At 73.3% G+C, this 10,874-nt stretch carries 11 protein-coding genes; 4 read left to right on the top strand and 7 right to left on the bottom strand.

Features of this window, described 5'->3' with window-relative positions; translation table 11 throughout:
* The first annotated feature begins 192 nt into the window (after positions 1-192).
* Positions 193-615, top strand: coding sequence for a cupin domain-containing protein (locus MFF64_RS16605; protein WP_099904086.1), 423 nt, complete (start codon positions 193-195; stop codon positions 613-615).
* 20 nt (positions 616-635) lie between these two features.
* Here the strand turns inward: MFF64_RS16605 and MFF64_RS16610 are convergent, their stop codons facing one another.
* From MFF64_RS16610 to cobS, 3 genes are read right to left on the bottom strand one after another with little or no spacing between them, the layout of a single operon-like run.
* Positions 636-1,334: a retropepsin-like aspartic protease family protein gene (locus MFF64_RS16610; RefSeq protein WP_099904088.1), complete on the bottom strand. Its 699-nt coding sequence runs from the start codon at positions 1,332-1,334 to the stop codon at positions 636-638.
* A 4-nt stretch (positions 1,335-1,338) separates the two neighbouring features.
* Positions 1,339-1,545: a DUF1289 domain-containing protein gene (locus tag MFF64_RS16615; RefSeq protein ID WP_099904091.1), complete on the bottom strand. Its 207-nt coding sequence runs from the start codon at positions 1,543-1,545 to the stop codon at positions 1,339-1,341.
* Positions 1,545-2,417, bottom strand: coding sequence for an adenosylcobinamide-GDP ribazoletransferase (gene cobS, locus MFF64_RS16620; RefSeq protein WP_099904093.1), 873 nt, complete (start codon positions 2,415-2,417; stop codon positions 1,545-1,547). The genes MFF64_RS16615 and cobS overlap by 1 nt, the downstream gene beginning before the upstream one ends.
* Positions 2,418-2,558: 141 nt before the next feature.
* Between cobS and cobT the strand changes: the two genes are divergently transcribed.
* On the top strand, positions 2,559-3,590 hold the full coding sequence (gene cobT / locus MFF64_RS16625) for a nicotinate-nucleotide--dimethylbenzimidazole phosphoribosyltransferase (RefSeq protein ID WP_099902368.1): 1,032 nt from the start codon (positions 2,559-2,561) through the stop codon (positions 3,588-3,590).
* 4 nt (positions 3,591-3,594) lie between these two features.
* Here the strand turns inward: cobT and MFF64_RS16630 are convergent, their stop codons facing one another.
* The gene (locus MFF64_RS16630) at positions 3,595-4,776 is read right to left on the bottom strand and encodes a GNAT family N-acetyltransferase (RefSeq protein WP_238191589.1); all 1,182 of its coding nucleotides are present in this window, start codon (positions 4,774-4,776) and stop codon (positions 3,595-3,597) included.
* A 99-nt stretch (positions 4,777-4,875) separates the two neighbouring features.
* On the opposite strand from MFF64_RS16630, the gene MFF64_RS16635 reads away from it, so the two are divergent.
* Positions 4,876-5,931, top strand: coding sequence for a polysaccharide deacetylase family protein (locus MFF64_RS16635; protein ID WP_238191591.1), 1,056 nt, complete (start codon positions 4,876-4,878; stop codon positions 5,929-5,931).
* A 3-nt stretch (positions 5,932-5,934) separates the two neighbouring features.
* Here MFF64_RS16635 and MFF64_RS16640 read toward each other — a convergent pair whose 3' ends face one another.
* The 3 genes from MFF64_RS16640 to MFF64_RS16650 all read right to left on the bottom strand — a co-directional run bounded on the left by MFF64_RS16640 (position 5,935) and on the right by MFF64_RS16650 (position 10,201).
* Entirely contained in the window at positions 5,935-6,288 is a 354-nt protein-coding gene (locus MFF64_RS16640) for a hypothetical protein (RefSeq protein WP_099902574.1), read from the bottom strand.
* A 137-nt stretch (positions 6,289-6,425) separates the two neighbouring features.
* Positions 6,426-6,641 (bottom strand): DUF2842 domain-containing protein, encoded by a 216-nt coding sequence (locus MFF64_RS16645; RefSeq protein ID WP_099902576.1) that lies wholly within the window; start codon positions 6,639-6,641, stop codon positions 6,426-6,428.
* Between the two features lie 110 nt (positions 6,642-6,751).
* Positions 6,752-10,201 (bottom strand): indolepyruvate ferredoxin oxidoreductase family protein, encoded by a 3,450-nt coding sequence (locus MFF64_RS16650; protein ID WP_238191593.1) that lies wholly within the window; start codon positions 10,199-10,201, stop codon positions 6,752-6,754.
* A 121-nt stretch (positions 10,202-10,322) separates the two neighbouring features.
* On the opposite strand from MFF64_RS16650, the gene MFF64_RS16655 reads away from it, so the two are divergent.
* Positions 10,323-10,802, top strand: a complete 480-nt coding sequence (locus tag MFF64_RS16655) for an Lrp/AsnC family transcriptional regulator (protein WP_099901704.1) — start codon at positions 10,323-10,325, stop codon at positions 10,800-10,802.
* The last annotated feature ends 72 nt before the right edge of the window (positions 10,803-10,874 follow it).

Consider the following 10,874-nt stretch of genomic DNA (forward strand, 5'->3'; position numbering starts at 1 on the left):
GGTTCCGCCCTGCGGCGCCGGGACGACCTCGTAATTGTCGGCGTTATAATGTTACGGCAGGCTCGCATCCGCGCGTTGCTTCGCTGGGCATGCGGATCGCAGTCTATCGCCCTCCCTTGACTGTCATCCGCACGCGCGCAAACTCCCCCGACCGCGCCGACCGAAGAGAGCGCGACTGACGGGAGGAACACCATGCTGACGCGCCGCGGTTTCGCGGGGTTCGCCTCGTGCGCGCTCTGCAGCCTGACCGGCATTCTCGCCATCGAGGCCGAGGCGCAGACGCCGCCCGCGGCGACGCCGGGGGTGAAACGCCGGGTGCTGGGCCAGACCGAGGGGCCGGCTCCCGGCTACGTCACCATCACCGCCGAGGTGGAGATCGAGCCCGGCGTGCTCGTCGGTCGCCACACCCATCCGGGCATCGAGTCGGGCTACATCCTGGAGGGCGAGATCGAGCTGCCGATCGAGGGCCAGCCGACCCGCGTCCTCAAGGCCGGCGACGGCTTCCAGGTCCCGGCGGGCGTGCCCCATGCCGGCTCGAAGAGCGGAGCGAAGCCGGTGCGCCTCGTCAGCACCTACATCGTCGAGAAGGGCAAGCCGCTGGCCTCGCCGGCGTAATGCAAGGGGGAGGGTGCCGCTCACCCCCGTGCCCCGCGCAGGATCAACCGGCTGCCCCGCACCTCGTACGAGTTCAGCCGCTCCAGGAAGCTCATCCCGAGCAGGTTCACGCTCAGGGCCCCCGGCCGGGTCACCAGGGCAGCGACGCGCGTCTCGGTGATCGACCCGATCGCCACCGTGTCGAGCACCACCGGGGCCGCGGCGGTGCGGCCGTTGGCGGTCTGGACCTGGATCCGGTAGGCGCCCGGGCCCGGGTGGAGGCCGAGATGGGCCGCGCTCTCGGCGGTGAGCACCACCGCGCTCGCGCCGGTATCGAAGGCGAAGGCCTGCAGGCGGCCGTTGACCTTGGCCTGCACCGTGAAGCCGCCATCGATCCTCCGGGCGATCACCACCTCGTCGCCGCGCCCCGGCACCGGCTCGCCCGGGTTCATCTCAGCCAGCGCCCGGAACGCCATGTCCCGGGCCGCGTCGCGATAGGCGTAGAGGCCCGCGGCCCCGGCACCGATGCCGCACCAGAGCAGGAGCGCCACGAGCCCCTCGCCGAATCCCGACCGGAAGCGGTGGCCGATGCCGTTCAGCACCATCAGGGCGGCGCCACCGGCGGCGGCGAGCCCGGCCGCCTCGTCCGGGCGCAGCCCCGCCACCTCGCGCCCGCCGACGGCGTTCAGCGCGTAGGCACAGGCGAGGAGCAGGAGCCCGATGCCGACGGCGCCCGGCATGGGATCACGCCAGGGCCGGGGCCGGCTCGGACTCCGGCTCGGGGGTGGCGGCCGCCAGCCGCGCCGGCAGCCCCGCCATGATGCGCAGCCGCTCCGGCTCGGACAGGCTGCCCCAGGCGGCGATCTCGTCACGGTTGCGGCCGCAGCCCTCGCACAGGCCGGTGACGGGATCGAGGACGCAGAGGCGGATGCAGGGAGAGGAAGCGGGCATCAGGCGGGAATCGCGATCACGAGGGCGAGGAGGGCGGCGATCTCGGCCAGTTGCTGGCAAGCCCCGATGACGTCGCCGGTCTGGCCGCCGACGAGGCGCGCGGCCATGCGGGTCAGGGTCCAGGCGGCGAGGAACGCCAGCAGGCCGGCGAGGCACAGGCCCAGCCAGGGCAGGCCGATGAGAGCGGCGGCCACCAGGACGGCGAGGCAGAGCGCCCAGGCGGTGGCGTGGGTCGCTCCCGTCGGCCGGCCGACCGCGTGGGCGGCGCCGTCCGGCCGGGCCGGGGGCAGGTGGCAGAGCGGCCACAGGGCGGCAGTGCGAGAGAGCGCCGCCGCCATCAGGAAGGCTACGGCGACGCGCCAGCCGATCCGGTCGGCGAGGGTCGCCAGCGCCCCGATGCGCAGCGCGTAGGAGAGGACCAGGGCAGCGGCCCCGTAGGCGCCGATGCGGCTGTCGCGCATGATCTCGAGGCGCCGGGCCACCGTGGTGCCGCCCCCGAACCCGTCTGCCACATCGGCGAGGCCGTCCTCGTGCAGGGCCCCGGTCACCAGGGTGGTGAAGGCGAGCGCCAGGGTCGCGGCGAGGAACGGGCCGAGCCCCAGCGCCAGGGACGCCGCGAGCGCGATGGCACCCGCCAGTCCGATCACCAGGCCGGCGAGCGGCAGCATCCGGGGCACGGTGCGGAAGTCGGGCGCGGCATGAGCGTCGATCTCGCCCGGCAGGGCCGGGACCGGCAGGCGGCTGTAGAAGCGCAGGCAGGCTGCGAGATCGGCGAGGGGCGGCCACGGTCCGGACGGAGGCGCAGGCGGCTCGAACTCGTCGTCGCCGAGATCGTCGGATCGGTCCGACCCCGCACTCGATTCCGTCGCCATCCCTCGACACACCTCGATGAAGGCACCCTGAACCTGCGGATTCGCCCCTGGCCACCATTTTGCTGTATCTGCACGCCTCACGATAGCCCCGCAGGCGGATTTCCCCCCGCGAGGGGGGCGCTCCCGCAGGACAACCGACCCATGGCCGACACCCCGACCGACGCCGCCCCGTTCGACGACATCCGCCGCCTGATCGCCACCATGCCGGGGCCGGACGAGGCCGCCGCCGCCGAGGTCTCGGCCCGCGATTCGCTGCTGACCAAGCCCCCCGGCAGCCTCGGCCGGCTCGAATTCCTCGCCGCCTGGATGGCGGCCTGGCAGGGCAAGGCGCCGCCGAGCCTCGACCGGCCGCTGGTCTGCGTCTTCGCCGGCAGCCATGGCGTGGCGGCGCAGGGCGTCTCGGCCTACCCGTCCGCGGTCAACCGCCAGATGCTCGACAATTTCGCCGCCGGGGGCGCGGCGATCAACCAGATCTGCGCCGCCTACGGGCTCGGCTTCAAGGTCTTCGACCTCGCCATCGACATGCCGACCGGCGACATCACGACCGAGCCGGCGATGACCGAGAAGGCCTGCGTCGCCACGATGGCGTTCGGCATGGAGGCGGTTGCGGCGGGCACCGACGGGCTCGCCGTCGGCGAGATGGGCATCGGCAACACCACGGTGGCCGCAGCGATCTACGCCGCGCTCTACGGCGGCGAGCCGGCCCGATGGGTCGGCCGCGGCACCGGTGTCGACGAGGCGGGCTACGCCCGCAAGGTCGCGGCGGTCGAGGCGGCGCTGACATGTCACCAGGGCCAGCTCGACGATCCGCTCGCGGTGATGGCGCGGCTGGGCGGCCGCGAGATCGCCGCCATGGCCGGCGCGATCCTGGCGGCGCGGCTTCAGCGGGTGCCGGTGGTGATCGACGGCTACGTCTCGACCGCCGCTGCCGCGCTCCTCCACGCCGTCGATCCCCGCGCCCTCGACCATTGCCTCGCCGGTCACGTCTCGGCGGAGGGAGACCACGCCGCGGTGCTGGAGCGCTTAGGGATGCGCCCGCTCGTCGATCTGGGCCTGCGCCTCGGCGAGGGCAGCGGCGCGGCGCTCGCGCTCGGGATCGTCAAGGCGGCGGTGGCCTGCCACCGCGAGATGGCGACCTTCGCGCAGGCGGGCGTGTCGGGGCCGGTGTCCTGACGCGTCAGGCCGACCGCGCCATCGCCTTGCGGACCCGCCCGACCAGCGCCCAGAGCCGCGGATCGCGCTTGATCCGCCGCTTCAGGCGCCCGCCCGCCCCGGCCACCGCTCCGTAGGCCCGGCCGCGCAGGCTCACCGGGATCACCGCATCGACGAGCGCGATGGTCTCGTCGCAGATGCTGGCCTTGTAGCGCGCCTCGCCGACGCCGAGATCGAGGGCGGTGCGGCCGCGCAAGGATTGGTCGCGGATCAGGGCCTGGAGCAGCAGGTCGCCGGGGCTGAAGCGGGCGAGGGTCGGATCCGGGTCGAACGAGGTCAGCATGCCGCTGAAGCGCGTCGCGTCGACCGCGCCCACGAAGGTGGCGAGGATGCGCCCGCCCTCCGTGCGCAGGGCGTGCAGTTCCAGGGCTCCGGCCCGGTGTGCCCCTTTGAGGAAGTCGCGCGCCGCCGGATCAGCGTAGGGATCGCGGATGCCGCTTCTCGCGAAACGCACCGCCTTCTGGGCGAGATAGGCCGACAGGATCGCCTCGCCGTCGGCCTCGTCCGCCGCGACCCGGTGCGCGACCGGCCCATGCGCTGCGACCAGCCACTTCTCCTTCTGGCGCAGCTTGCGCCTGGCGTCGCCGCTCAAGCACCGCTTCAGCACGGCCTCCGGGTCGGCCTCCAGCGCCAGGCCGTAGGCGTCGCTCGGCGAGGCGGATCCTTTCGCCAGCGGGTTCGGCACGCCGTTCCAAAGCCTGGGCTGGTCTGGCAGGTGGATCACGTCGATGCCGGCCTCCACGCCTGCGCGGCGCAGGGCACGGGCATAGGCCTCGTCCGGCAGGGCCATCGCCTCCGGGCCGGCGAAGAGCGGCATGTGGTAGTTGGCGTGCCGGCCGCCGATCACCCGCGCGACGCGGATGCCGGCCTCGCGGTGCGTGAACAGCGGCAGCAGCGCGACGGGCCGCCCGGCGGGATCGCGCAGCAGCACCGGGCAGGCGCGCGCCCCCTCCGGCAGCAGGCGGGCGCAGGCCGCCACCCAGTCGAAGCGCTGATAGGGCGTCATGACCACGCCGGGCGCCGCCTCGAGCGCGCGCCAGGGCGCCTCGGCCGCTGCGAGGCTCGGAAAAATCTCGGGCGTCAGGGAGAGGGACGGCGCCGGTCCGGCCGCCACGCCCTCCGCCGCGAGTTGCATCGTACCGCCCATCGCTCCACCTCGCCCATCCCGTCATGACCTAGCGGGCAAGCGTGCAGAATCCGCAAACGCCGTAACGAAGCTTTGGCCGATCGCGGCCATCCTGCGGTCATGTTGTCCGTCCGCGCCCGCCACCGCCTGTTCCATGCCGGCTTCGCCGCCATCGCGGCCACCGGGGCCGACCGCTGGCTCGCCCCCGCCGCCCGCGGCCGCGGCGTGATCCTGACCTTCCACCACGTCCGCCCGGACGAGGCGCCGCCGGGCGCCTACGCGCCGAACCGGCTGCTCGCCATCACCCCGGCCTTCCTCGACCGCACGCTGACGGCCCTGCGGGCGCGGGGTTTCGCGATCGTCCCCCTGTCGGACCTGCCGCGGCGGCTGGCCGAGGACGGGGAGCCCTTCGCCGTGCTGACCTTCGACGACGGCTACCGCGACAACCTGGAACACGCGGCCCCGGTGTTGCGCCGCCACGGCGCACCCTGGACGCTGTTCGTGACCCACGACTACGCCACCGGGATCGGCCGGCTGTGGTGGATCGAGCTGGAGCGGGCGATCCGGATCCTCGATCGGGTACGGCTGCCGGAGGTCGGGCTCGACCTGCCCGCCCGGGACGACGCGCAGAAATCCGCCGCGTTCGCAGAGGCCTACCGCGCCCTGCGGGCCGGGCCGGAGGAGGCGTTACGCGCCGCGGCCCTGCGCCTGTGCGTCGAGGCCGGGATCGATGCGGCGAAAATCGCCGGCGAACTGTGCCTGTCGGGGAGCGAGTTGCGCGAGCTTGTCCGGGACGAGGCGGTGACGCTCGCCGCTCACACCCTGTCCCACCCGATGCTGGCCAAGCACGAGGCCGCCGCCGCCCGCCGGGAGATCGTCGACGGGCGGGCGCGCCTCGGCGACCTGCTCGGCCGCGTGCCGGAGCATTTCTCCTACCCGGTCGGCGATCCGGGCTCTGCGGGTGCGAGAGAATTCGCGCTCGCCCGCGAGGCGGGCTACCGTACCGCCGTGACGACCCGGCCCGGCCACCTCTTCCCGGGCCATGCCGCGCATCTGCACGCCCTGCCGCGGGTCTCGGTCAACGGCTGCTTCCAGACCGACGCGGCCCTGCGCGCGCTGCTCTCCGGCGTGCCGTTCCTGGTCTGGAACCGGGGGCGGCGGCTCAATGTCGGGTGAGGCTCAGCGGTGGCGCCGGCGGCGGTAATGACGGCGCTCACCGCCGCTGATCACCGCAAAGCTCGCGCTCTGGCGTCCGCCGCGCAGGCGCCCGGTCCAGCCGCGGCGGCCGCGGGGGGCGGGCTCCACCGCCTCGGCGAGGCTCGGGGGCTCCGGCAGGCGCGGAATCGCTGCGGAGACTGCCGCGGCCGCGGCGGCGACGCCCTTCGCGGCAGGGCCGAACAGCGAGAGGCACTGGTTATAGGCGAGGTCACCCTTGATGCGCTCGCAATCGCCGACGGAGCGTGGCGCGCCCTGCGCCAGGGCGGCACCGGCGAGGGGACCGAGAAGGAGGAGGAACGCGAGCGCGTGGCGCATGGGCCTGGGGCTGCCTTGCGGGTATCGAGAGGATGGCGAAGCGGGAGAGCGCGGGCCGGACGGCCGCGACGCGAGAGTTTCGCAGCCCATTTTGGCGAAAACCCGGCCTCTGCACCATCCCGGACATCGGAAAGGCGTCAGGCCGGGTCGCGGTCGGGCCGTTCCATCCAGCGGATCAGCGGCATCAACGGGAAGATCCAGGCGAGCCCGAGGATCGCGTAGAGCACGGACTGCACCAGCGGCGGCGTCTGGGCGATGCGGCTGTCGGCGAGCGCCATGGCGAGGGGCGCGTAGATGAACACGAAGGCGATCATCACGATCGCCCCGACGAAGGAGCGGGTGCGGCGGCGCATGGCGGGAAACCTTGATGGGGCGACCTGGAGCGGTGGCGAGGTGTTGGACCCCGCCTACGCGAGGCCCCGCCCGGCCGCAATCCGGCCCGCCGACGCAGGCGGATGCCGAACTACCCCGCCTGCGACAGCGGCGCCCCGGAATCGTTACCGGCCCGGGCCGCCGCCAGCAGCGCGTCGCTCCGCGCCCGCCAGGCCGCGATTGCCCGCGCCTTGACCGGGCCGAAGCCGCGGATCTCCTCGGGCGCGGCGAGGAGGTCGCGAAGCGCCGCCGGATCGGCCTGGCCGACGAGGGCGAGGGCGGCATCGATCTGGGTCTCGTAATCCGCCAGCACCGCCCGCTCCTCCCGCCGTTCGGCGATCAGCCGCAGCGGATCGAGGCGCCGGCCACGCAAGGTTTTCAGAGCGGCGAGCCCGCGCAGCACCGGCAGCAGCCACGGACCGAAGGCCATCTTGCGCGGCTCGGCTTCGCCGGGTCGCGTCCGGGCGAGGAACGGGGGCGCGAGATGGAAGGTCGGCCGCACCTTGCCGTCGAACTCGTCGGCGAGACGCGCCAGGAAGGCTGGATCGGACTGGAGGCGGGCCACCTCGTACTCGTCCTTGATCGCCATCAGCTTGAACAGGGAGCGGGCGACCGCCTCGGCCAGCGCGTCGCCGCCCCGCGCCCGCACCGCCGCGACCCGGGCGCGGTAGCGCGCGGCGTACGCGTCGTCCTGGTAGGCGGCGAGGTACTCGGCCCGGCGCGCCACCACGGCATCGAGGTCCTGCGCCGGCACGGCGTCCGGCGCGAGATGCGATGTGACGAAGGCCGGATCGGCGGCGAGCAGCCGGCCCCAGGCGAGCGCCAGCCGGTTGCCCGCCACCGCGACGCCGTTCAGCGTCACCGCCTGGTCGAGGGCCTCGCGCGAGACCGGCACCAGCCCGCATTGCCAGGCAAAGCCCAAGAGCAGCACGTTGGCGGCTTGCGCGTCGCCGATCAGGCGCGCGGCCATGGCCTGCGCGTCGAGGCCGCGCAGCGCCCCGGCGCGGACCCGGCGGGCGAGCAGGTTTTCCAGCATCCGCGTGTCGATGCGGGCCTTCGGGTCGCGCAGGGTCGTGCCGGTCGGGATCTCGTGGGTGTTGGCGACGATGCGGGTGCGGGCGGGATCGATCACCGCCGCCGCGTCGGCACTCGCCGCCACGACGAGGTCGCAAGCCAGAATCGCGTCGGCCCGGCCGCGGTCGATCCGCACCTGGTGGAGCGCGCCCGGATCTGCCGCGAGCCGCACGAACGAGAGCACCTGCCCGCCCTTCTGGGCGAAGCCCATGAAGTCGAGCACGCTGGCGCCGCGTCCTTCGAGATGGGCCGCCATGGTGATGAGGGCGCCCACCGTCACCACGCCGGTGCCGCCGACGCCGGCGACCAGGATCTCGTAGGGGGCAGCGCCGAGGACGGTGTCGGGCTCCGGCAGCGCGGCGGCGCGGGACGCGACGGTCTCGGGGTCGACCGCGACGCCGGGCCGGCGCCGCGGCGTCGCACCCGCAAGCGTGACGAAGGACGGGCAGAAGCCCTTGAGGCAGGAGAGATCGCTGTTGCAGCCGGTCTGGTCGATGGCGCGCTTCCGGCCGAACTCGGTCTCGACCGGCACCACCGAGAGGCAGTTCGATTTCTGCTGGCAGTCGCCGCAGCCCTCGCAGACGAGCGGGTTGATGACCGCGCGCCGAGCCGGCGGCGCGGCGAGACCCCGCTTGCGCCGCCGGCGCGCCTCGGTGGCGCAGGTCTGGTCGTAGACCAGGACCGTCACGCCGGAGGTCTCGCGCAGCTCCCGCTGCACGGCGTCGAGGTCGTCGCGATGATGCACCGTGACGCCGGGGCCGAGGGGGTCGCGGACGGCAGCCTGCGCCACCCGGCCCGGATCGTCCGATACCACGACGACCCGGCGTGCCCCCTCCGCGGTCACCAGGCGGGTGATCTGCGGCACGGTGAGCACGCCGTCGACCGGCTGGCCACCGGTCATCGCCACGGCGTCGTTGTAGAGGATCTTGTAGGTGATGTTGGCCCCGCTCGCGACCGCCTGCCGGATCGCCGCGTGGCCGGAATGGAAGTAGGTCCCGTCGCCGAGATTCTGGAAGACGTGGGCTTGGCGGGTGAAGGGCGCCTGGCCGGTCCAGTCGACCCCCTCGACCCCCATCGGCACGATGCCGGTGGTGTCGCGGTCCATCCAGTTCGCCATGAAGTGGCAACCGATGCCGGCCCGGCCCTGCGAGCCCTCGGGCACCCGGGTCGAGGTGTTGTGCGGGCAGCCGGAGCAGAAATACGGCGTGCGCACCGGCAGCGGCCCGGAGGCGGGTTGCGCGGGCATCGTCTCCGGCTCGGCGACGGCGAGGCCGAGAGCGCGCAGGGCCTCCGCCAGGATCCCGACGAGGCGCGAGGGACGCAGCTCCTCGACCTCCGGGACGAGGGGTCGGCCCTCCGCACCGCGCTTGCCGAGGATGCGGGGGCGGTATGGGCTGGGGAGATCGTAGAGCCCGTCGCGCAATTGCCGCTCGACCAGCGGCGCCTTCTCCTCGATCACCAGCACGGTCTCGACGCCCGCCGCGGCGCCTGAGAGGCCCGCTACGTCGAGGGGATGGACGAGCCCGACCTTCATGATGGCGATCCCGGCGGCGCTCAGCGAAGCCGGATCGTGGCCGAGGAGCCGGAAGGCCTCCATCGCATCGCCATGGGCCTTGCCGACGGTGACGACGAGGAGGCGGGGCCGCTGCGGCGCCACCACCAGCCGGTCGAGGGGGTTGGCCCGGGCGAAGGCGCGGATCGCCTCGAGCTTCTGCAGCGCGCGGGCCTCGATGGCGAGGCTCGGCAGGTCGGGCCAGCGGATGTGCAGGCCGCCTTGCGGCGGGGTGAAATCGGGCACCGCGAAGGACGGCAGCGGCGAGAGCTCGACCGAGGCCGCGCCCTCCACCACTTCGGAGATCGCCTTGAAGCCGACCCAGGCGCCGGAGACCCGTGAGGCGGCGAAGCCCCAGAGGCCGAAGGCCTCGTACTCGGCGATGGAGGCCGGGTGGATCACCGGCATGTGCCAGGCCGCGAGCGCCAAGTCGCTCTGGTGCGACATTGAGGAGGAGACGCAGCCATGGTCGTCGCCGGCGACGACCAGCACGCCGCCCTTCGGTGACGAGCCATAGGCGTTGCCGTGCTTGAGGGCGTCGCCGGAGCGGTCGACCCCCGGGCCCTTGCCGTACCAGAGGCCGAACACGCCCTCGACGGTGGCGGCCGGATCGAGGGCGACGCGCTGGCTGCCGAGGAGCGCCGCCGCCGCCAGATCCTCGTTGATGCCGGGCTGGAAGCGGATTCCGGCCTGCGCGAGGCGATCCTTCGCCCGCCACAATTCCTGGTCGACGGCGCCCAAAGGCGAGCCGCGATAGCCGGAGACGAGGCCGGCGGTGTTGAGCCCGTCGCGGCGGTCGATCTGGCTTTGAGCCAGGAGGAGCCGGACCAGGGCCTGCGTGCCGGTCATGTAGACCCGCCCGGTCGAGCGGTCGAAACGGTCGTCGAGGCGGTAGGCGCGGTCGAGCTCGGGCATCGGCGGGATCTCCTCGCCGTCAGGCTATGCCGCTCTTCAAGGCAAAATCTGCCTCTCTGCTTTCGCAAGAGCGCTCGCACAGGTACGAATGGTACCGGAAACGCCGAAACGGGACATGCCCATGCCTGAACGGGGAGACGCGCCGGACCGCTTCGAGCGGGCGATCCTGGACGCGCTGCAGGACGATGCGCGCCTCTCGGTGCAGGACCTCGCGCAACGGATCGGTCTCTCGACCTCGCCGACCTGGCGGCGCCTGAAGGCGCTGGAGGAGCGGGGAATCATCCGCGGCTACGTCGCGCTCGTCGACGCGGCAGCGCTCGACCACGGCCAATGCGTCTTCGCCCACGTGACGCTCGCCAAGCACGATCGGGTGGGCGTGGCGGAGTTCGAGCGCGTGATCGGGCGCCGGGACGAGGTGCTGGAATGTTTCTCGACGACCGGGCAGGCCGATTACCTGCTGCGGGTCGTGGTGCGGGACGCGCAGCACTACGAGCGCTTCCTGCAGGAGGCGGTGTTCTCCTGCCCGGCGGTGCAGCAGATCCATTCGAACTTCGCCCTGCGCGAGGTGAAGTTCAGCGTGAAAGTGCCGACCGGGACATGAAAAAGAGCCCGGCCGTGAGGCCGGGCTCCGCTCCGCCGCGGGGACGGAGTGTGACGACTAGAAGCCGTTGAA

It is taken from the genome of Methylobacterium frigidaeris (genome assembly GCF_022179185.1).
GTDB classification, from domain to species: Bacteria; Pseudomonadota; Alphaproteobacteria; order Rhizobiales; family Beijerinckiaceae; genus Methylobacterium; species Methylobacterium frigidaeris.

Bases quoted from the DNA above. Each gene is read 5' to 3' on its own strand.
- cobS (WP_099904093.1), bottom strand. From the start codon at position 2,417: ATGGCGACGGAATCGAGTGCGGGGTCGGACCGATCCGACGATCTCGGC.
- MFF64_RS16655 (WP_099901704.1), top strand. From the start codon at position 10,323: ATGCCTGAACGGGGAGACGCGCCGGACCGCTTCGAGCGGGCGATCCTG.
- MFF64_RS16640 (WP_099902574.1), bottom strand. From the start codon at position 6,288: ATGCGCCACGCGCTCGCGTTCCTCCTCCTTCTCGGTCCCCTCGCCGGT.
- MFF64_RS16610 (WP_099904088.1), bottom strand. From the start codon at position 1,334: ATGCCGGGCGCCGTCGGCATCGGGCTCCTGCTCCTCGCCTGTGCCTAC.
- cobT (WP_099902368.1), top strand. From the start codon at position 2,559: ATGGCCGACACCCCGACCGACGCCGCCCCGTTCGACGACATCCGCCGC.
- MFF64_RS16650 (WP_238191593.1), bottom strand. From the start codon at position 10,201: ATGCCCGAGCTCGACCGCGCCTACCGCCTCGACGACCGTTTCGACCGC.
- MFF64_RS16635 (WP_238191591.1), top strand. From the start codon at position 4,876: ATGTTGTCCGTCCGCGCCCGCCACCGCCTGTTCCATGCCGGCTTCGCC.
- MFF64_RS16615 (WP_099904091.1), bottom strand. From the start codon at position 1,545: ATGCCCGCTTCCTCTCCCTGCATCCGCCTCTGCGTCCTCGATCCCGTC.
- MFF64_RS16645 (WP_099902576.1), bottom strand. From the start codon at position 6,641: ATGCGCCGCCGCACCCGCTCCTTCGTCGGGGCGATCGTGATGATCGCC.
- MFF64_RS16605 (WP_099904086.1), top strand. From the start codon at position 193: ATGCTGACGCGCCGCGGTTTCGCGGGGTTCGCCTCGTGCGCGCTCTGC.
- MFF64_RS16630 (WP_238191589.1), bottom strand. From the start codon at position 4,776: ATGGGCGGTACGATGCAACTCGCGGCGGAGGGCGTGGCGGCCGGACCG.